General features: G+C 43.1%; 18 protein-coding genes. 13 read left to right on the plus strand and 5 right to left on the minus strand.

Going from position 1 to position 20,812, the window contains the following annotated elements:
* The first annotated feature begins 1,281 nt into the window (after positions 1–1,281).
* The 4 genes from AC1DCV_RS25445 to AC1DCV_RS25460 all read left to right on the plus strand — a co-directional run bounded on the left by AC1DCV_RS25445 (position 1,282) and on the right by AC1DCV_RS25460 (position 5,444).
* A complete protein-coding gene (locus AC1DCV_RS25445; RefSeq protein WP_477025811.1) occupies positions 1,282–1,620 on the plus strand; it encodes a hypothetical protein in 339 nt (112 codons plus the stop codon).
* 297 nt (positions 1,621–1,917) lie between these two features.
* Positions 1,918–2,160, plus strand: a complete 243-nt coding sequence (locus AC1DCV_RS25450; protein WP_477025812.1) for a hypothetical protein — start codon at positions 1,918–1,920, stop codon at positions 2,158–2,160.
* A 1,096-nt stretch (positions 2,161–3,256) separates the two neighbouring features.
* Complete coding sequence (locus AC1DCV_RS25455; protein WP_477025813.1) at positions 3,257–4,738, plus strand: T9SS type A sorting domain-containing protein; 1,482 nt, start codon at positions 3,257–3,259, stop codon at positions 4,736–4,738.
* Positions 4,739–5,126: 388 nt separating this feature from the next.
* Positions 5,127–5,444 carry a DUF6463 family protein gene (locus AC1DCV_RS25460; protein WP_477026052.1) on the plus strand — a complete coding sequence of 106 codons (318 nt, stop codon included), beginning with the start codon at positions 5,127–5,129 and terminating at the stop codon, positions 5,442–5,444.
* A gap of 171 nt (positions 5,445–5,615) precedes the next feature.
* Here AC1DCV_RS25460 and sigJ read toward each other — a convergent pair whose 3' ends face one another.
* The 3 genes from sigJ to AC1DCV_RS25475 form a co-directional block, all read right to left on the minus strand.
* A complete protein-coding gene (gene sigJ, locus AC1DCV_RS25465) occupies positions 5,616–6,473 on the minus strand; it encodes an RNA polymerase sigma factor SigJ (RefSeq protein WP_477025814.1) in 858 nt (285 codons plus the stop codon).
* A gap of 4 nt (positions 6,474–6,477) precedes the next feature.
* Positions 6,478–7,086, minus strand: a complete 609-nt coding sequence (locus AC1DCV_RS25470) for a carboxymuconolactone decarboxylase family protein (RefSeq protein WP_477025815.1) — start codon at positions 7,084–7,086, stop codon at positions 6,478–6,480.
* Between the two features lie 108 nt (positions 7,087–7,194).
* Positions 7,195–8,181, minus strand: a complete 987-nt coding sequence (locus tag AC1DCV_RS25475; protein ID WP_477025816.1) for a GlxA family transcriptional regulator — start codon at positions 8,179–8,181, stop codon at positions 7,195–7,197.
* Positions 8,182–8,309: 128 nt separating this feature from the next.
* Here AC1DCV_RS25475 and AC1DCV_RS25480 point away from each other — a divergent pair, with 128 nt between their 5' ends.
* From AC1DCV_RS25480 to AC1DCV_RS25500, 5 genes are all read left to right on the plus strand, one after another.
* Positions 8,310–8,759: a DUF1569 domain-containing protein gene (locus AC1DCV_RS25480; protein ID WP_477025817.1), complete on the plus strand. Its 450-nt coding sequence runs from the start codon at positions 8,310–8,312 to the stop codon at positions 8,757–8,759.
* Between the two features lie 101 nt (positions 8,760–8,860).
* Entirely contained in the window at positions 8,861–9,085 is a 225-nt protein-coding gene (locus AC1DCV_RS25485) for a hypothetical protein (RefSeq protein ID WP_477025818.1), read from the plus strand.
* Positions 9,086–9,439: 354 nt separating this feature from the next.
* Complete coding sequence (locus tag AC1DCV_RS25490; RefSeq protein ID WP_477025819.1) at positions 9,440–10,843, plus strand: serine hydrolase domain-containing protein; 1,404 nt, start codon at positions 9,440–9,442, stop codon at positions 10,841–10,843.
* Between the two features lie 79 nt (positions 10,844–10,922).
* Positions 10,923–11,933, plus strand: a complete 1,011-nt coding sequence (locus AC1DCV_RS25495) for an efflux RND transporter permease subunit (RefSeq protein WP_477025820.1) — start codon at positions 10,923–10,925, stop codon at positions 11,931–11,933.
* Between the two features lie 35 nt (positions 11,934–11,968).
* The gene (locus AC1DCV_RS25500) at positions 11,969–12,517 is read left to right on the plus strand and encodes a MepB family protein (RefSeq protein ID WP_477025821.1); all 549 of its coding nucleotides are present in this window, start codon (positions 11,969–11,971) and stop codon (positions 12,515–12,517) included.
* Between the two features lie 23 nt (positions 12,518–12,540).
* Here AC1DCV_RS25500 and AC1DCV_RS25505 read toward each other — a convergent pair whose 3' ends face one another.
* The gene (locus AC1DCV_RS25505) at positions 12,541–13,632 is read right to left on the minus strand and encodes an SUMF1/EgtB/PvdO family nonheme iron enzyme (protein WP_477025822.1); all 1,092 of its coding nucleotides are present in this window, start codon (positions 13,630–13,632) and stop codon (positions 12,541–12,543) included.
* A gap of 13 nt (positions 13,633–13,645) precedes the next feature.
* Complete coding sequence (locus tag AC1DCV_RS25510) at positions 13,646–16,486, minus strand: hypothetical protein (protein ID WP_477025823.1); 2,841 nt, start codon at positions 16,484–16,486, stop codon at positions 13,646–13,648.
* A 457-nt stretch (positions 16,487–16,943) separates the two neighbouring features.
* Between AC1DCV_RS25510 and AC1DCV_RS25515 the strand changes: the two genes are divergently transcribed.
* From AC1DCV_RS25515 to AC1DCV_RS25530, 4 genes are all read left to right on the plus strand, one after another.
* Positions 16,944–17,678 carry a class I SAM-dependent methyltransferase gene (locus AC1DCV_RS25515; protein ID WP_477025824.1) on the plus strand — a complete coding sequence of 245 codons (735 nt, stop codon included), beginning with the start codon at positions 16,944–16,946 and terminating at the stop codon, positions 17,676–17,678.
* A gap of 117 nt (positions 17,679–17,795) precedes the next feature.
* Positions 17,796–18,380 carry a TetR/AcrR family transcriptional regulator gene (locus AC1DCV_RS25520; protein WP_477025825.1) on the plus strand — a complete coding sequence of 195 codons (585 nt, stop codon included), beginning with the start codon at positions 17,796–17,798 and terminating at the stop codon, positions 18,378–18,380.
* A 53-nt stretch (positions 18,381–18,433) separates the two neighbouring features.
* Complete coding sequence (locus AC1DCV_RS25525; protein ID WP_477025826.1) at positions 18,434–19,177, plus strand: SDR family oxidoreductase; 744 nt, start codon at positions 18,434–18,436, stop codon at positions 19,175–19,177.
* A 47-nt stretch (positions 19,178–19,224) separates the two neighbouring features.
* Positions 19,225–20,763 carry a DHA2 family efflux MFS transporter permease subunit gene (locus AC1DCV_RS25530; protein WP_477025827.1) on the plus strand — a complete coding sequence of 513 codons (1,539 nt, stop codon included), beginning with the start codon at positions 19,225–19,227 and terminating at the stop codon, positions 20,761–20,763.
* Positions 20,764–20,812: the final 49 nt, after the last annotated feature.

Raw genomic sequence — 20,812 nt, forward strand, 5'->3', positions numbered from 1 at the left:
ACCCTCTTTATTCTGACTTGAATCAATTAAGTCAAAATACTCTAAAACCCCTGCTGGCAACAGCATCTCTACTAGTTTGCGAAAGTTCTGATCCACGTGTTTCGTTGGCTAATCTGATGCAAAGCAACTATTTTTTACACGATCCCCCAGGTTTTCAACTTGATCCCAATTGACACACCAAATGACACACCAATTTATTCACCTACTACAGGGTAATAATCTGTATTTGTGTTTACAAAAAAAGCGATCTAATAATTCTTCCAATCAAAGTACGAGTGACAAACTCTTTCTAAACCTTGTCAGACGCGCATTAGCCAGTTTGTCATCCTTGACAGTATGCGCGGGAAAATTTATTAAAGTTTTTTACTCACTCTTTTTCACACTTATTCTCAGTTTTAAAAGTTCATGCAAAAAAGCCTCAAAACTATCTACCACGGCGCATTTATTGTGCTATAGTTTTTGTAATCCTAAAAACATGAACCTATGAACATGCTACAAAGATTAAGTAAGAAAGGAGATAAAATCACATTCTACTACGACTATGGACGCGGTCACTATAGGAATCCAGTTCTGGGCGCGAAAATGGATAAACTTCGGTTTGTCCATTTTTATTTTGGGGAATATCCGCGTCCAGCGCGTATATCAGCTTAACGGCGGATTTCCCGCTTATTTCCGCTCCTTTTGGCTCACAGTTAGGCTCACAAAAAATGAAAATTTATGACCATCACAGTAACGCCAAGGCTTACACGGAATGGGCAAAAAGTTTATTACACATTAGAATGGGGGAAAAGGTACTGGAGAACATATGGCTACAGGGATTTTTATTTGTAGTACCAATACATTAGCTACCAGTCCCACCCAATCGGCCACGGTGGAGTCTGGGATGATAACCCCATTGCGTTTAAAGGCCAGAGTATACGACTTTAGAATTTATTGCAGAGGCATTGGGTGTACAATTAAGTACGTTTATGCAATACTGTGAGAGTATCCCAGATGCTGAAGTATTTAAAGGAATGGAAAAAATATCAAAAGGAAAAAGATAGAGAATTGTAAACTATTACTGTTAGCCAGCATTGACCCTCAATCCTACTATAACCATATAAACAACCACATATGAGAATACTACCTTTTATTGTACTGTGTTTATTTCTTGCGTCTTGCGGTTCCAAACTCATAATACCTGGCCAGGGCCAGCTATATAACAGACAGAGCTACACGAAAACTACTGGTGCCGGGAAATATCACACATCTGCCGTTTAACAGATCGCACATGGTCAAGGCATGCCTATACGAAAACATTGCGAATGTAACCGCCCCTGGCATATAGGGGAGGTGCTGGCAGCGGCAGACTTATTACAAGAAGCTATTCCTGCTGCTGTTGATAAAAATGATTTGTTAGCACAGTTGCAGATGCATAAACCTGTAGTGATTGTAGTGATTGTAGTAATGTGGAGGAATGGCGTCGCCGGCCATTTGTTAGTGATCAGCGAAGTAACTGCTGATGAGCAACTGGTGATATGGGATTCCCGCGAGACCGGTTTTTCTATGGTGAGCTTTGAGGCATTAAAGATTGGATATCCTGCCAGTACTTCATGGGTAAATACATTCTACACCGGATGATGCAGGTATACACCGTTTTGAAAATCGCCGGGTAGTTATGKGTGTGATTGCAGATTAAACTTCGATAAAATCAGGTGTTATCCGTAGTAGCACCTGGTTTTCTTTAGTCTTGTCCCCCCCGTTAATACTACCTATACTTATAAGGCCAATCGAAAGTATTTGTGGAGTAATCTTCTTTGTAGATGTGTGTGTGGATTTTTATTTCAATTAGTAATCCTACCAGATAATTATTATCTTATTGTGCATCTAAGAATTCCTTATATTAGTAATCTAAAAAAAAACCAAAAATTGCATATTATGGCAAGAACAAAAGAACAAGACACCACACTGGCTAATTCTTTAGGGATTAGTTATGACGAGTTACAGCAAACCCATTACAAACTTACTGTAATTGTGGATGATAGTAATAATGTTGGATACATACCCCTTGAGGTAATTGTTAGATTTGGTAAAACATCCCCTAAACATATCTTAGCTAAGATTAAAGGTATTAATAAGGATAATGAGGTAAGCCTTTCCCCAGGAGATGCAGGTGAATAGTTACTGACTGGTATTTTACCAGTATCTTACCATAAGGATGCTGGTAAAATATCAAAAGGGACTATCTCAATAACTGTGTAAGTTTCAAAAAAACGGAGTTCGAGAGCCTTTTGATATTTATAGTATTAATATAATTTAATTGCACTTTTTTCTACTGCAATCCTTCTTCCTGAATAGCTCTTTCGTAATCACTAAATGAGGAAGTGAATAACATATATCTCTACTATCATTGTTGAAATAGGAATTGGGGGTGAGTAGTTATTTTTTGGGGACAAGCTACTTTTCATATTTATATTGCTAGCCTCCCCTCTAAATTAGTTTTTTTCCTATTCTTGTGATAAGAATATTCCAGTACATCAGATTTAGTGATCTACCAATAATAGATTAAGAAAATTTTGGTAATTTGCCGCTGATAGGGAGAAAGTGACTAAAAGTAATAAGAAACGACAGATTCCTAAGGATGTGACACACATTTGACACACATTATTTATAAGTCATTAACAACCAGTAAATTGGAAATCCAGTTCTGGGCACTAAACGACAAAACCCGCTCTAAGAGCGGGTTTTGTCGTTTTATAATGCGTACCAGATACGAAGTCATATAACTAGAACCTCGATTTCCAGCTATCCTTCTATATTAAATAACCAACCTCGTTGAAACTGCTTTTTTAATTGCAGAGTAATGTGGGAATTTCTCTAATGATATTGTACGGGATTTATTAAACCAAGAGCCTTGAACGCTGCAATTTATTAATAGCAGCCTGCCTTACCCGATGTCCTTTATCTGTTCAACTTCCCGGTCTTTCCGGAACTGTATAGCATGGCCCAATATAGAATGCGGATTAATTTATATGCCATCTTACGTCAAAATATTACTGGCTGTGTCTTTTCCCAATACGAAGACATACCTGATATGGTAATATTATTATGTTCCTGAGGCAGCATTTCAACTCCCGACATCGACCTTTAAGTATACTTCACACTTGTTTTGGTTAACCTTGTCTGGATACAAATAGTAAAACATAAGCCTGTGTTAAATCCATCAGCCTATCTCAAGCATCTCAACTCATCTATCATGAATTAAAATCTACATGCTATGAACAACATTCGTTATGCCTTACAACACATAATACTACATCTTTTGATGGTTTTATTCGCCCTTCTGATTTATAGCACTGCGGTCTGCGCACAGACAATTCCCAAAATTTATGCAAGCAGCCAAACCAGTCAGATTAACGGGCTTTGCCTGCTTTGCAGTGTCAATGATCCCAATAACGCTGTTGGCAGTAATCAGGATGATTACTCCTCTCTTGTCATTACTGTAGGATTACTGGGTGTTAGTGTAGAGCAAACACTCATCTTCCCGTCTGAAGCTACCGGAAATCTTGATTACCTGACAGTGGGCGTGGGCACTGGAGGTTCATTATTATCACTCGCCGTACTGGGAACTGTTACGATAGAAACTTATCTGGGAAATACCCCCAATAACGATGCAACAGTTATTGACAGCAGTATTTTGCATCTGTTGGGAAACACGAGAGCAACGGCTATACTCAACCCGGAAAAAAATTTTGATCGTGTAAAAATTACCCGGAAAAGTAGTTTGCTTGGTCTTTTGGCAGATTTCCGGTTGTATTACGCATTTTACTCAACCTCAAAAATAAGTGCATGCGGCACACCTCCGCCTAATCCAATTGCTTATTTCCCATTTAATGGCAATGCAAAGGATACTATAAACGACTATAACAGTTCAACTCCGCCAACTTCATTTACTAATGATGCTGTTTGCGGGCAGGCAATCGCTTTCAATAATGGCACACCTCCAGGTATACAAATTTCAGGCATCCCTTTACCCAGAAAAGCATTTACCTATGCATTCTGGACCATTCCTACCGACAGAAGTAATGGAGCTATTATTCTTGAGATACCAGGACTTTCCCCCAGTACTCCCATATTCAGATATTATATATCACGTGACATAGGGACAGGCGTCAGAAGCGTTGGCGTCAACCTGATAACCAATATGGATCAATTCTTGGAATATACGTTTTTTTTGCCAGAAGATGAATATAGACTACATGTTGTTACCTATGATGGTACTAGCCTGAAATCGTACGTGAATGCACATCTGGGGCGTAGTATTCCGGCAAATGGGACTATGAAAGAATCCACCGTTTTAGATATAGGGATATATGGCTCTGGTAAGCTGGATGAATTGTTTATCTATGACCGGGCGCTGACCGGAGATGAAGTCACATCGTTTTATAATTCATATCACAGAAGCAGGTTATTACCCACCTCGAAACTTCAAACCACAACAATAGCAGATAACTTCAAGACACAACAATTAAATTTTTATCCTAACCCAACGAATGGGCTTATTCAAATAAGCAATAAAATAGACTTAAATGGTAGTACCATTACTGTTAGCAGTATGCAGGGTAGAAGTATTTATAGCACCGCTCTTCAAAGCAATAATATACAGCTGCCGTCATCCATACCAGCAGGCACTTATCTGATACACCTTCAAGCAAAAGACAGGAAAATTTATTACGGAAAAATAACAGTGATAAAATAAAGGCTTCTTTTAGTACAGTTATACTCTGGCTGTACAATTTGGTTCGATATTATTCCGGTTCCGGGCACACGAAAAGGACAAATCGAGATTAATCTTGGTTTGTCCTTTTTTATTTTGGGGAAAATCCCAGGATCAAAACTAATCTTTCAATATCCCATCATTTTTGAAATCAAGATTACCTGAGATGTTTCTCATTTCATCTCTAAATACAGGTGGTCCCTCCCTACACGTTAAATTTCCCGAAGAATGATAATTATCATATGCCTCTCATCTACCGGTATCTACCTTTGATTAAGAATTAACATACACATTTAAAATCATCAGATCATTTATCAATTTAAAATCCTCTTATATGAAAAAGCCCTGGATAGGATAAACGTTAATAGGAATAGCCATCCTACACACGATGTTCGGATTGATTGTATTCAGGGAGATTTTGGGACAACTATACCGCGACGGTCTGCTTAACACCATAAAGGTTGAATTTGATAGAAATGCCGCTTTTTGGTTTTTATTCACCGGATTTGTATGGATATTACTGGGGGTCTTTGTTGACAGCGCAGAAAAAAATCAATACACGATACCTCCTGCAATAGGTTGGAGCCTGCTGGTTACAACCTTGTTAGCTGTTTTTATTATGCCGGCCTCCGGTTTTTGGCTGTTGTTTATTCCCGCAATAGCGTTAATAAAAAGAAAAGGCTTGTAAGTTTAGACTTACAAGCCTTTTTTAATTCAAAAAAGTATCTGTTTTCAACATCATCCGATAGTGTCTGAATAAATTGCAGTTTTATGAAGATTAATTAATTACAAAGAGGCCACTTATGCTTAGTATCATCATCGACGCACTCCCTGCGCGGTTACCAAAGCAGCCATCGACTTACCTGGCAAATTCGGTTGGTTTGTCCAGTCGCATCAGCTTTTGAGGGTTTGCAATCGCGTAGATCCGGGCAATCTTTCCATTCTCTACAACAAAACTCACTACGGCTGTTGCGCCATCTCTTTCAATACTAACTCCCGGCTCACCGTTAAGCCACGCAGTATTTGCGATAATCACCTGATTACGCTGCGTGAGCAAATTTGCCACCAGCTCACTCCCGCAGACAGGAGCTGGAGCAGCGGCTACAAGTCCGCCACCATCGGCAATCAGCACAACGTCCGGCGCCAGGATCTCCATCAGTTGTTGCAGTTGTCCGGTTCGCAACGCCACCAGGAACTGTTCCACAACAGCCTGCTGCTCGGAGCGGCTCACCTGCTCCCGCCGGTGTCTGGCTGCAACATGCACACGTGCTCTTCGCACGATCTGCCGGACCGTAGCTGCGGGCTTTCCGATAATTTCCGAAATATCGGCATACGGTAGATTGAAAACCTCACGGAGCACGAATACGACACGTTCCGTTGGCCCAAGTGTTTCCAACACGATTAGCATTGCTATTGAGATACTCTCTGATAATTCGGGATCCCCGGCAACATCAGGGTTTGTCAGCAGCGGTTCCGGCAGCCACTCGCCAACGTATTCCTCGCGGCGACGCGACAATGTTCTCATCCAATTGAGTGCCTGCCGCGTGACGATACGAATGAGGTAAGCGCGTGGATCACGCACCTGTGAGCGATCCACATCGGCCCACCGGAGCCACGTCTCCTGCAACACGTCCTCTGCATCAGTCGCAGAGCCAAGCATCTCGTAGGTGATCGTAAATAGCAGGTTTCGATGAGAAACAAAGGGATCCTGGTCCATTATATTATTTTGATACTGTGCCGGACTTTCCGGCAGGTTTAGTTAGCGGAATTTCGCAGGCGTCGGAGTAGCCCTGCGACTTGATGCCATGCGCCGTGTTGGCCCTGGTCGATAAATTAGCAAAGCCGATGAGCGCAGTCAGCTCCACCAATGCTGCGGGACCAAGCTCCTGCAACAAACGCGCAGACAACTCATCTGTGACGGTCGTGGGCGTGTTGCTCATAGCCTCAGCATACTCCATCACGTCCCGCTCCTTCGTTGTGAACACGTTCGATTCCCGCCACCGCGGAACCTGGCTGGCCTTAGTCAAATCCAACCCCTGGTTCTCTGCCTGAAAGTAACCGATGTCGAGACACCAACTGCAACCAACCAATGCCGCAACGGCCATGTGCGCAAGTGATTTGAGATTCGTGTCACATGCATTCCATTCGCTCACCCAGCGCCCGAACTCCAGGTTGGCTTTGGCGACTTTAGGATTGTGCCACATCACCTCTACGGGTTCCGGCACTGCACCTAGCTGACTGATCATGTTTTCCCTGAGCTCAACGGGGAGCTCAACCTTTGAAATACGTAGTGTCATAACAATGTCCTCCTTAATATTTGTTTTGTTCAAACATAAAGACACCGTTAGACCTGCAAATGTGACATCAAATAAAGATTATTCCTGGTTTGTCCATTTTTATTTTCAGGAAGCCCCGCGGCCCACGCGTATATCACGAACCTAAGCGACCGTTCTCGTTTTATACTTATTCCTGTATTCAACAGGTGTTGACCCGGTAATCTTTTTAAATACCATCCTGAATGTTTTCAGGTCATTATAACCGACACTATACGTAACCGCAGCAATATTCATTTCGCCGGCTTCAAATGCTTTCTTGGCAGCTTCTACTTTTACCCTGTGAATAAATTCTATTGGATTCAGCGAGGTAGCACTTTTAAACCGGCGGACAAAGTTCCGTCTGCTCATATTTACCTGCCTGGCAATCTGATCTACGGAGATATCAAAATTAAATTTCTTCTCAATAAAGCTCTGGGCAATATGTATTTCATCATCATTGTGCATGCGCTGTCCTGAAAAGACAGTGAAGATGCTTTGTGAAGTCCGCCCATAGTCCAGGGCATAGTATTTACTTAGTTCTACCGCTATCTCTTTTCCACAGTCTTTTTCTATGAAATACAACAGGGCATTTAATGCTGAAAATCCCCCGCCACCAGTAATAATAGCTTTAGAATGGGTAACAACATGGTCAKGTTTAAAATCTATTAACGGGTATCTTTTATGCAGGTCTTCGATAGCACCCCAGTGGGATGTAGCCGGCATGCCATCCAACAGGCCGCATTCAGCCACAAAATAGGCGCCTGTACAAAGACTGATAATCTGCGCGTTCTCCTGATATTTCTCCTTTACCCAATCAAGCAGGATGTTGTTACTGGAAAGCATTGAGTCGATGTCCTGCGGGTCCGAGCTCATAGGAGGGATCACAATAACATCTGTATCAAAGTCGTCAGATATGGTCTTGCTGCACTGAAACTGTATGGGAAGACTTAGCTGCACATTCCTGAGATGTACCCCTACCAGCTCTATCTGAAAAGGAGCAGGCATGCCTTTTCTTACGGCCACTTCATTGGCACTCGTTAATAGCGCTATAGTGGTAGAAGCCGCCGATAACAAGACATCTTCAAATATTATAACTGAAATATGCTTCATCCTTATCTAAATATTGTGCATTCAAAATATAGTGAAAAAATGGCACAAAAGCCACCTCTTAATGTCATTTTTGAGTAGTGACCCTGTTTTACCTCCACGATACCTTTACATCAGAAAAGAACATGGATATGAAAACGATATTTGACAATGCAACAAGAGAAGAGTTGATTGGCAGGATCAATTCCCTTACAAAAAACAATACCGCCCAATGGGGTAAAATGAATGTTTATCAGATGACCAAACATTGTACAACATGGAACAACTGGATCCTCGGAAATAGCCAGTATGTTTATAAGCAGGAATTCCTGGGAAAGATCTTCGGAAAAATGGCGTTGAAAGGTATGGTAAAAAGCGATGCTCCGATGAAAAAAAATATGCCGGCCGGCATATTCGCTATAAAGGCAAAAAACGGCGATTTTGAACTGGAAAAAAAGACCTGGGTAGAACAGATTACACAATACGGACACTACTCAAATCCGGATTTCATTCACGACTTCTTTGGCAAGATGAAGGTGGACGAAATTGGCATTTTTGTATATAAACATTTCGACCATCACCTGAGGCAGTTTAATGTATAGCATTCATCGTTTCAATGAAAGACTCTCGCTGCTATGGTTTCATATTTGTACGCATCTGGAAAAAACTGTCAAATTGTATAAATTTGCCATAAACAGATGAAATGGAAGATTTCGTAATCGTTGTGAATCATATCGAAGAATTACAATCAATTCAGGACCGCCAGAAATTAGAACTGATATTTGAAAAAGCCAAACGAACCATCGTTGGAGGACAGAACGTAATACTGGTGAGAGAAGAGCGTAACGGCAGGCAGGAAAAATTTGAGACATTTTCCAATGAACACGATTTTGAAGAATACAGGAAGCAGGTCTTCCGGTTTCTCTGAATTGATTTATAATCGGCCAATTACCAAATAATAGCAGAAAAGATAAAAAGGAAAATTATTTATAGAAGATCGGAGATTTAACGGCTACACCTGTATCCAGGTAAAAAAGTCGTTGGAATTGACTGTCGTAACCTGTTTGCCAATGGAGGAATGGTTACACAACAGCCACGATAGTAAGTCCGGTGTATAGGAATGGACAAATCGAAAATGATTTCGGTTTGTCCATTTTTATTTTGGGAAAATGTGTGGCTTACTTTCTCAGCATCGTATTACCATTCATTTAATTGTACTCAAATCCGGATTTGAGTAGGCTATAACAGGCCACGAAAGCAATTTTACCCTAAATTGACATCCATGAAAAAAATCATCCTGATGAAATTTACTGCTTCCTTTTTGTTCATGATACTATGCTTTTCCGATTCGGTTTTTGCCCAGATCCAACGGCGACAATTTGTTAAAAGCGCCGATTCCCTGATCTCTCTCAGACTGCCGGATATTGCACCGGGTGCCGTCGTGTTGGTGGCGGAGAAAGACAAGGTCATTTATAAAAAGGCTTTCGGTCAGTCAGATATCAAAAGCGGGAAAGCGATGAAAACAACGGACATTTTCAGGATCGGTTCTGTCGGGAAACAATTTACAGCGGTAGCGATCCTTCAGCTGATCGAGCAGGGAAAGCTTGGACTTAATGACAGTATACAACGTTTCGTGCCGGATTATCCATGGAAAGGACATACCATCACGATCGCTCATCTGCTCAGTCAGACCTCGGGAATCAGGAATTACCTGGAGCTGGAAACGGATGCTAAACCGGAAGAAATCAACCATTATAGCCCCAAACAGGTCATAGATGTTTTCAAGAAAGAGCCGCTGCTGTTTGTACCAGGAACTACGTTTCAGTACAGTAACTCCAATTATTTCCTGCTGGGATACATTATAGAAAAAGTCAGCGGGCTTCCCTATAAAGACTACCTGCATGAACAGTTGATCAGGAAGGCCGGATTAAAATCCACGTTTTACATTGATCCCGAAAGGCCAGATTCCAGGAGGTCTACCCCCTACTCCAGGTTCAACGGGAAACTGGAAGATGCAGAACTTCAACCTGTCAACCTGACTTATGGTGCAGGCGCGCTGGAATCTACTGCAGATGATCTGCTGAAATGGCACCAGGCATTATACAGTGGCAAACTAATCAAGCCGGAAACCCTGAAGCAGGCGGTTACCGCTTACAAGCTGGCAGATGGTAGCGAGTCTGAATATGGCTTTGGCTGGTTTATCAAAAAACTGGAGGAAGCACCCACTGTGGAACACAGTGGCTCTACTGATGGATATCAAACCGATATAGTTTACCTCCCTACACAGGATACTTATGTGGTCACACTGTTCAACTGCTATGAATCAGATATGGATTGGCAGGTGCTGACCAATGACCTGTCCAGACTGGCGATGGGGAAAAGCATAGCTGCCATGCTGCGATTGACAGCGGAACAGCTCAAGCCTTTTACCGGTACTTATGAAGTTTTTGCAGGAACCGTGAATCACCAGATCCGGATAACCCTGGAAGGGACTACGCTGTTTGCCGAGGCGCTCAATCCTGACGACAGGCTACCCAAAGTAGTATTGTATGCGGAGAAGGAGAATAAATTCTATATGAAGGAAGCCCCTCTCAGGTTTGAGTTCGTGAAAGACGAGGCGACAGGAATATATAAACTGGTCACCTACAATAACAGGGGTAAGGACGCGGAATGGAAGAAGCTTTAAGCAGCCATCTTACTATTCGCGTTTTATTCCTATCTTCCGACCACTTGTTTTTTCACCCGTTGTGCTAATTGCAAAAAAGATGTTCAGAAACCATTCGAAATGGCTTGTAGTAGTCACCCTTATTTATGCGATGCTGATTAGTTGCGGCGGACTCGCATCTACCCAACAGCCCACGCAGCAGTTACCGCCTTCTATACAGGTAAGGGCGCTTTATTCCGGAGCCGATGTGAACACGGTATTAAATTCAGTAGCTACTCCATTAAAAGAGTCCATCTTTCAGCATGTTGAAAACATGGATCATATGAACTATACTGCCAGTAGTGATGGTTCATTGGTGATGATCATATACTTTAAACCAGGTACAAATCCGGATACTGCGGCACTGAATATCTCAAATCTCGCTGCTGTAGTAACCAGCCAATTACCTGCACAGATGGCCGGGCCGGGCATCACTGTCTCCAGGCAACATGGGCCTATAGTGATGGCGATTGATCTGTACGCTGAAAAAGACGGACCTTACGACAATACATTCCTGGCTAAGTATGCGGCCATGAATATTATTCCCGATCTGCAACGGACTCCCGGCGTCAGTCAATTGGTTACTGCCGACCACAATAAAGACTCGCTGATGCGTATCTTCCTGGGCAAACAGCAGATGAGCACTTTTAATTTAACGTTGCAGGAAGTATTAGCCGCTATTCCTGCGAAGCAACTGGAAGCAGTAACAGGGGTATTATTCAAGGATGGCAAACAGCCATTTGATTATATCATTAAGTGCAAAAATGAACATCATCAATCTGTTCCTTATGGGGATATGAAGATTCGTACGAATGCCGATACCGTATTGCGATTAAAAGACGTAGCCGCGAAAATGGCATTGGGTCCTTATACTCATGGAAACTTTACCCGTATAAGAGGTGATCAACCTGGCGTCAGCATGATAGTCATGCAGCAGACTGATTCAAACAATAAAGGAATACACGCAGCTATTGAAAAGTTGATGGAAACAGTTTCGAAAAACCTTCCAACCGGCATAAAATATTCCATCTTATATAACCCAAAAGACTCCCTGTACATTTCAATGGAGTAGGTTATGAAGGATGATAAATTAATAGATACTAAACTATGACAGCTAAAGATGATTCGACAATAATAAAATCATTTCATAATGACTTAGAAATTGTAAAGGAATTAGTTTACGATAAATGTGGTTTCGTATTAACAAACCCAATACTGAATTCAGAGAGTTTGGAATATGGCGCCTGCTCATTTAAACTTAACGGAAAGGCAATTCAATACCGGGTTGCCAAAGTTACGCCGACAAAAACAGGACAATTTGTAACCATCTGGAAAAGAAATGATGACGGAATAACAGCACCTTTCGACATTTTGGATAATATCGACTTTATAGTTATTACAACAAAAAGTGGTAATAATTTGGGGCAGTTTGTCTTTCCAAAATCTGTTTTGGCCAATAACGGAATTATTTCGCAAAATGGGAAAGGAGGAAAACGTGGAATCAGAATTTATTCACCTTGGGATACAATTACCAGTAAACAGGCCGAGAAAACTCAACATTGGCAAAGAAAATATTTCTTAACAATTAAGCGCGACCACACCAGTGACTTTCAGCTGGCGAAAAAATTATTTGCGGACACAGACCATTACGAATAGTTTCAATAAACAATTGCTATAATTTACAGCAATCTTTTTATTCTTCTTACAAAAGAATAATCTCCAGTGACTTCTTCTTTATAATCCATCTCTTCATCAAAAATATTCACATCTCTGTAATAAGTAGCCGTACTCAGGTAACCGATCTCCAATCCGCCACCGCCACAAATATTACAACCACCATCCCCGGCTTTTAAAAACCATTCACTATCCATCATGATCTCATAGTGATAGGGATTATTAGCGATCACTATGCCGAAATGATTATAGGCATCTAGAAAATAGGGAGTGCTCTTATCATGATCTGCTGCAAAATGATGATATTTTTTTGTGCGATCCAGCTCATCTCCCCACGGGTACATCGTGCGGGAACCACCACCACATAAATATTCCCATTCATCTTCCGTGGGCAAACGGAAGCCGGTATCAAGGATATTCTTTACCAGCTCATCATAAGAAGCATATTCATACAGGAAAGCTTTGATCTCTTCTCCATTTTTTTCCAGGCGAAAACTGTCATTTACGGTATACTTATATTTTTCATTTGGGGTGCTACGCAAGTCCACCATGGCTTTTTCAAAATAATCATCCGCTACCAGCCGTTCATCATCCAGAGCCACCGGAAAGTAACCTGTTTCCTGTACATGACGCTCCACGATCATCGGACCTATAGTAACTGTTCGTACAGGCGACAACCGTTCCCGTATATAGGCATCCACTTCGGTTATTTCTATTCCAGTTAATGCGGCAATGTTTTTTTTGTTCTCCGCTGCCGTTGTGTAATGATCCAGACCAAGGGTGACCGTGTCACCGGGAACAAAAACAAATTCGCGCCCCATATACTCCAATACCGCGGTAAATGTGCTTTGATTAAACTTATTGAATTGTTCAAAAGATTTGATCGTAAATCCAGGCAGCTGCGTTTCTGTTAAAAAAGATAAAATTGCTTTCGCTTCCATTTCCGGGAGCGCATTCCAACTTTTACGTTGGTATATCCGGGTTATATCCATGGCGTAGTTTACGTTGATAATACCAAACGAAAATACATCATCTGTACTAAATATTCTTTTTCGCCATCTGATCTTATATCTTCTGCATGTGAGTGCTGCAGACATCAGGAGTCAGGTACTACTCTTCTTCCCCTGTTTCTTTCGCCTTCTCGCTCTTTCCAAACTTCCGCGGAAACCACGACACTGTCGCCATAAAATACTGTTGCAGCACATTTACCGTACCATAGGTCAGTATGTTGTTGTATCCGTAATTGATAATGCTGGTATTCTGGTGCAACAAATCCATGGCAGATAATTTCAACTCGAAATTATTCCCCTTCATAAAGCGATAAGCTGCACTGGCATTCCAGATGGTATAATTAATACCTCCCGAACCCGTGGAGGTATTGTGGTTAAAATTCACATTACTGCTAAGGGAGAGTCGCCGGGTACAATTAGCGCTGGCGCTGAACGCCGTCACATAGGTACGATTGCTGAGATCATTGCCCTCAATCCCCTGTTGCCTGGATTTATACCAGTTAAAGCCCTGGTTGAAGCTGGTATTAAAAATATCCTTGTAGGAATAATAAAGACGGAAATTATTATAGCTGTTAATATTATCTGATTTATTCCATACTCCGCCAATACTATTAGGGGTACGGCTAAAATTGGCAAAAATATTCACACTGAATTGCAGCTGATGCTGCTTTAACTTAAATGCTTTGTTCAGGTTACCGGACATGCTCAAAAACTGATGGCCATCTGCATTCACCACATAGTAACTGCTGCGCCCTTCTTTATCTGTCATACTGCTATCTGCAAAACTATTATTAATGATGCCGGCAGACACACTCCCGTTGTAGTTGAAATCTCTGTTTGGCCGCATCGTGTAATGGCTCATGCTGAAAGTCAATGCTCTTTTTTCGGCAGGCTTCAGGGTAGCATTACCATTTCGTATGTTATACTGATTGGAACTATCTACCAGTGGCGCCAGCTGAAAAACACCCGGATAGTCATTGGTAGCGGCAAAATTCAGGCTATAGGTATCATAGAAGTCGCCTTGCTGATTGTTTTGATACCTGACGCCGGCACTCGGTACAAACTTCAGATAACTGCGGCTGAGGTTTTGAAAAGCATGATCAGAATGGTTCTGCAGCTGGTAAAATTGTGCCTGCGCACTGGCATCTATCGTAACCGTTTTGTTATAACGATTCACCAGCCCCTTATTGAATGTCCGGCTGAAATTCAATGCCGGCTTTTCATCTATTGTAGTATACCTGCTGTCGTTGGTTAAATACTGGTTCAGTACATAATTGTCTTTTGCAGGATCCTTATCCTTGACCCCGTTCTTTTCCCGATGCGTATTTATGTCCAGGTTATTTTGCAGTTGTATACTCAGCCGGGGCAAGCTACCACCAAACATCCAGGGAGATAAATCACCCCACTTCAGCGACAGGTGTTGCTTGGTGTCATTACTGCTGGTATTATAACGCCGGTCAAACAATTTATTTTGTGCAGGATTGTCGATGGAATTAAATGTTGTTTGCTGCCACCGGTCGTTGTTCCTGTTGGCGGCAATAAACGAGTAATTAATTTCATAATCGCGTGGCCACCGGCTTTCATACATCCTTGACTGGTGTGATGTACCAATTTCCAGGGTCATATTTTTCCCCTCACTGTTATTATCACTCACGGACTGATTGGTACTTTGCAATACCCGGACTGTATTAAATACGCTACTTTCATTACGGCTGTTGCTATGCGTAGTGTTACTGTTGAAGGCGGCACCGGCATAAAAGCGGTTATTATCCTGACGCTTATCATACCTCGACTGGAAGTGCTGAGCCGTGTTGTTATTCCGGCTGTTGTTTCGATCATCCCGTATCAGGCTACTATCACCGCCGAGCGAGGTAACCGTTTGGGTATTACGTACCTGGTCGTTGATATTATTCTTCAGGAAATAACTCGCATTCAGGCGATTCTCCTTATTATAATCCGGATCTGGTATAAAGTCATGCTGAAATACAAATCCACCCGATTTGGACCGGTTAATGCCCTGCATCGAGAAATCCGACTGGTATTCCGTCCCGGCCCCTACTCCTTTAAAGGTGCTGTTGCGTAGTAGCTCGTTGGCGTCAGCGGCATCTTTATTAATATTGTTGCTGGCAGCCACAAATCCGATCTGCGTCTTTGTCGAAAAAAAGTTGATGCTGGCATCTGCCTCATAACGTTCCCGGGAGCCATAGCCCGCAGACACTTTTCCAAAGTGGCCCATCCGCTTATTCGCTTTCAGCTTGATATTCACTTCCGTAACGGAATCCAGCGGATTGTCCCGGTTCTTGTTTTGCTGATACACCTGAATTTTATCTACCGCATCTTTGGGAATATTCTGGGTAGCCACGCGCTTATCACCTCCGAAAAAAGGTTTGCCATCCACTAATACACTGCGTACTTCCTTGCCGTTGACGGTAATGGTACCATCGCCCCAAAGGGTTACGCCAGGCAATACCCGCAGCAGATCTTCTGTTTGCGCATTGGGATCCAGCCGGAAAGCATCAGCATTAAATTCAAGGGTGTCACCGTTCATTTGCACCGGTGGTACTGCTATTACCTCAATGCCTTTTAAGCTGTTTTCTCCACGTTCCAGGTTGAGTTGTTTCAAATCGATCTCATTACCGATGATCGTAAATTTCTTCGCCAAACTCCGGTAGCCCATATAGCTGACCACAATTCTTAACGACTGGTTTACCGGCAGGTCTTTAAAATGAAATTCCCCGAAGTTGTCGGACAACTGGTAGGTGATCAGACTTGAATCTTTCACCAGGTACACCGCCAGCGTAGCTGCAGGTAAAGCGTAGTTATGAACGGAATCCCGTACAATCCCATTGGCTACGCCTTTCCAGGTACTATCTTTTTTTTGTGAGAAGGCAACAGCAGCAGTGCATATTAAAATAAACAGTAGTAGGTATAGTCGTTTCATTATCCTATAAATTGTCTTTGGGTGTTAGCTGAGCAATCACAGGATTGCTTTTACAATGAGCTGTAGTAAAGTACTGGGTTAAAGTATCATGGTATACAGGTGACCTGTCTGCGGTCCTTTCCTGGGAAAATCCGGTCATAGAAAAAAGGGGAAACAGGGAAGATACTTTGCGCATCTGAGTATTTTACGTGGATTCAAAAATTTGAGGCAAACAGCACTGCATAGGACTTATCACGATGATCAACTTTTCATGTAAGGCATTTGCGATTCTCTTCTGCTTAAATGTAATTTATAATTTCAATTTTTTTTTTAGAATTCCGGAGATGGATACTTTAGCGGACATAAAAGGCTGCTGCAGGCTGTAGCAAATTGCCATCATCCACTTTCTATTGCATATTTCATTAATTTTAATTTTTCAGGTGATCCTGGTAAGTTCCCCACTTTAAATGATCGTGATATGAAAGAGAACAAATACGATGATCCTGCTTTTTTTGAAAGTTACAGCCAGATGCCCCGCTCTGTAGATGGGTTGAATGCCGCAGGTGAATGGCAAACTTTCCGCGCCATGCTGCCGGATCTGCGCGATAAAAAAGTACTGGACCTGGGTTGTGGCTTCGGGTGGCACTGCCGGTATGCAAGAGAGCAACAGGCCGCGGCAGTAGTAGGCGTAGATATTTCTGAGAAAATGCTGGAACGCGCCAGGAATACCACTCATGATCCGGCTATCACCTATATACAACAAGCCATAGAAGATATTGATTTTGCAGCGGGCTCCTTCGACGTAGTCATTAGCTCCCTGGCATTACATTACGTGGCCGCTTATGATGTGGTTTGCCACAAAGTATATGATTGTCTGAAATCCGGCGGCACCTTTGCGCTTTCTGTAGAGCATCCTGTTTTTACGGCCAATGCCGCGCAGGACTGGTACTACGATGCAGCCGGCACACGACTGCACTGGCCGCTAGATCATTATCAGGCGGAGGGATTAAGGAAGACGAGGTTCCTGGATACCGATGTGATCAAATACCACCGCACGGTAGCTACCCTGTTAAATACGCTGCTGGCAGTTGGTTTCAGCGTCCGCCATATCTCAGAACCCCAGCCCTCCGCCGAAATAATAGAGCAATACCCCGAAATGCGGGACGAAACACGCCGCCCTATTTTCCTGATGATGTCGGTGGTGAAACCCTGAATTAATTAAAAGCCTTACCAGATGCGATTCCGTAAGGCACTCATCCTTTTGTTCAAAAATAAATTTGCCCATTTAATACCAAATGGTATATTTTTGTACCGGCAAAGATCATAGGATATGAACAAAGCAGAGAAAACAAAACAGTTTATTGTAGAGATGACGGCGCCCGTATTCAACGAAAAGGGCTATACCGGCACCTCGTTGAATGACATGACCAATGCTACCGGGTTAACAAAGGGTAGTATCTATGGCAACTTCGCCAATAAAGATGAAGTGGCCCTGGCTGCCTTTGATCACAACATTCAGAAAGTGGGCGTAATCATCAGGCAGGAAATGGACAAAAAGACTACCTGCAAAGATAAGTTGATGGTATATGTGCATGTGTATGAAAACTTCCTGAAACATCCCTTTCCCGTAGGTGGCTGTCCGATTCTTAACACCGCCATCGAAGCGGATGATACCCATCCTTTATTAAAACAGAAAGCTGTCGATGCTGTACATAACTGGAAAGACATTATCACCAACCTGATTGAAAAAGGTATACGGCAGGGAGAATTCAGTAAACATGCAAATGTGGAACAAACAGCCCTCACCATGATCGCTATGATTGAAGGCTGTATTATGATCACCAAGTTAACAGGCAAAATGAATTACCGGAAAACCATTATGCAGTCCGTAGAAAAAATCATCAACGAATTATAATCAAAATTTTTTCTCTATAAATATACCGATTGGTATAAAATAAAAACTAAAAAATGAAAACATCAGGAAATACGGTGCTGATCACCGGCGGAAGTGCAGGCATAGGCCTGGCGATAGCGAGATTATTATCTCAGCAAAACAATAAAGTAATTATTACCGGCAGAACCCCGGAAAGACTGGCAGAAGCGGCCCGGCAGATACCCGGTGTGACCACCATCGTCAGCGATGTCAGCAACGGACAAGACGTAGCGAAACTGGTAAAGACCCTGGAACAGGATTTCCCTGAACTGAATATGGTTATCAACAACGCTGGTAAAGCGCATGCTTACGAATTGTCCGCCACCGCCAATGCAGCGGATAAAGCAATGGAAGAAATGGTCACCAATTATTTGGCAGTGATTCGGCTCACAGAACAACTGCTGCCTTTACTACTCCGTCAACAGGAAGCTGCCATTGTAAACGTAACCTCTATTGTAGTATTTGCGCCATCCGCACGCATTTCTACTTACTCGGCCACTAAAGCGGCATTACATTCCTACACACAGTCACTGCGCCACAGCATAGCACCACTGCACGTGTTTGACCTGATGCCCCCACTGGTAAATACTGAATTCTCAGAGGGAATTGGCGGTGCTAATGGCATTCCTCCACAACAGGTAGCGGAAGAATTCTTTGCAGCACTCGGCAAAAATCAATATGAAATTCATGTAGGCAACACAGAAGATATTTATCAACTGATGCTGACTTCTCCTGATGCTGCTTTTGCGGCGATGAATGGCGGCGGCGTAACAGCGTAAAAAAAATTTCCTTTAAAATATACCAATTGGTATATTAAAATATAGTAATGAAACGGACAGTATTGATCCTGGCGGTTATTACAGCGGCCATCATGGAGCTGATAGACACTTCTATTGTAAATGTGGCATTATCGCATATGAGCGGTAACCTGGGCTCCACCCTGGAAGACACCTCCTGGGTCATTACTGCCTACGCCATCGCCAACGTCATCATCATCCCCATCACGGGCTTTCTGGCGGGCAAACTGGGCAGACGCAATTATTACATTGGCTCCATTATCGCCTTCACCTTCTTTTCCATGATGTGCGGACAAGCCAGCAACATATGGGTACTGGTGATCTTCCGCTTTCTGCAGGGCATAGGTGGCGGCGCCCTCCTATCTGTATCCCAGGTAATTATATTTGAACAGTTCCCTAAAGAAAAACGTAATGTGGCCAGCGCGCTCTTTGGAGTGGGCGTGTTTATTGGTCCTACCATAGGACCTACGCTTGGCGGTTACATCACAGAGTTCTATTCCTGGCCCTGGATATTTTACATCAATATTCCCATTGGTATAGTAGTCGCATCCATCTGTTATGTACTGCTACGGGAACCCGGCGAAGTAGCCCCCGATCGTAAAATCGACTGGACCGGTATCCTCCTGCTGGCAGTAGGTGTGAGCGCCCTGCAAACAGTACTGGAACGCGGCGAAACAGACGACTGGTTTGAAGCTCCTTACATCACCTGGCTCGCAGTAATAGCTACTTTCTCTATTATACTCTTCATCTGGTGGGAACTCCGGATCAAATACCCGGTCGTGAATCTGCGGGTACTGAAAAGCAGGAATCTCAGCATCGCCGCCATCCTTACGTTTGTATCCGGCATGGGCATTTTCAGCTCTGTATTCCTGACCCCCGTATTTGCACAGCGGCTTCTCAATTTCACGCCCCTGCAAACCGGTATGCTGTTGCTACCCGGCGCATGTCTCGCGATAGGAGGACTCATCATCTCCGCACGACTGCTGCAACGCGGTGTATCACCGGTATTCCTGATAGTGGCTGGCATGGGCTTATTTGTGCTGTTTAGCTGGCAAATGTCGCAGCTTAACCAAAACGCCAGTGCCGCTGATATTACGGTATCCCTCATCTGGCGTGGTGTTGGACTGGCACTCGTAACCGTGCCGCTAACTACGCTGGCGGTATCTTCTTTATCGGCAACAGATATCCCCCAGGGCGCCGCACTCAATAACATGATGCGGCAGCTGGGCGGTTCCTTCGGCATTGCCATGGTCAATACCTATCTCGCTAACCGCAATGCCCAGCACCGCTCCGACCTGGTCAGCAATCTGCAGACAGATAATCCTGCTTTAACCACCCGGCTAACCGGATACACACATTTCTTCTTAAATAAAGGCGCCACCGCTACTGATGCACATGACAAAGCATTAAAATTACTGGATAACACCGTTATCCGCCAAACCACCATTTTAAGTTTCAGTGACGCATTTCTATTGGTAGGCATCATATTCCTCGCTGCATTGCCCCTGCTCTTCATTGCCTCTACCAAACAAAAGGCAGCCGCTAATGTAGTTGTACTGGATCACTGATTTTTTTACTGCGGCAGGATCGCATGATAAGTGCCGTGCATCACAAAAG

The organism is Chitinophaga sp. 10T418, from assembly GCF_056394125.1.

Excerpts from the sequence above, each read along its gene's own strand:
- AC1DCV_RS25445 (WP_477025811.1), top strand. The coding sequence starts at position 1,282 with ATGCCTATACGAAAACATTGCGAATGTAACCGCCCCTGGCATATAGGG.
- AC1DCV_RS25450 (WP_477025812.1), top strand. The coding sequence starts at position 1,918 with ATGGCAAGAACAAAAGAACAAGACACCACACTGGCTAATTCTTTAGGG.
- AC1DCV_RS25455 (WP_477025813.1), top strand. The coding sequence starts at position 3,257 with ATGAACAACATTCGTTATGCCTTACAACACATAATACTACATCTTTTG.
- sigJ (WP_477025814.1), bottom strand. The coding sequence starts at position 6,473 with ATGGACCAGGATCCCTTTGTTTCTCATCGAAACCTGCTATTTACGATC.
- AC1DCV_RS25480 (WP_477025817.1), top strand. The coding sequence starts at position 8,310 with ATGAAAACGATATTTGACAATGCAACAAGAGAAGAGTTGATTGGCAGG.
- AC1DCV_RS25485 (WP_477025818.1), top strand. The coding sequence starts at position 8,861 with ATGGAAGATTTCGTAATCGTTGTGAATCATATCGAAGAATTACAATCA.
- AC1DCV_RS25490 (WP_477025819.1), top strand. The coding sequence starts at position 9,440 with ATGAAAAAAATCATCCTGATGAAATTTACTGCTTCCTTTTTGTTCATG.
- AC1DCV_RS25495 (WP_477025820.1), top strand. The coding sequence starts at position 10,923 with ATGTTCAGAAACCATTCGAAATGGCTTGTAGTAGTCACCCTTATTTAT.
- AC1DCV_RS25500 (WP_477025821.1), top strand. The coding sequence starts at position 11,969 with ATGACAGCTAAAGATGATTCGACAATAATAAAATCATTTCATAATGAC.
- AC1DCV_RS25505 (WP_477025822.1), bottom strand. The coding sequence starts at position 13,632 with ATGTCTGCAGCACTCACATGCAGAAGATATAAGATCAGATGGCGAAAA.
- AC1DCV_RS25510 (WP_477025823.1), bottom strand. The coding sequence starts at position 16,486 with ATGAAACGACTATACCTACTACTGTTTATTTTAATATGCACTGCTGCT.
- AC1DCV_RS25515 (WP_477025824.1), top strand. The coding sequence starts at position 16,944 with ATGAAAGAGAACAAATACGATGATCCTGCTTTTTTTGAAAGTTACAGC.
- AC1DCV_RS25520 (WP_477025825.1), top strand. The coding sequence starts at position 17,796 with ATGAACAAAGCAGAGAAAACAAAACAGTTTATTGTAGAGATGACGGCG.
- AC1DCV_RS25525 (WP_477025826.1), top strand. The coding sequence starts at position 18,434 with ATGAAAACATCAGGAAATACGGTGCTGATCACCGGCGGAAGTGCAGGC.
- AC1DCV_RS25530 (WP_477025827.1), top strand. The coding sequence starts at position 19,225 with ATGAAACGGACAGTATTGATCCTGGCGGTTATTACAGCGGCCATCATG.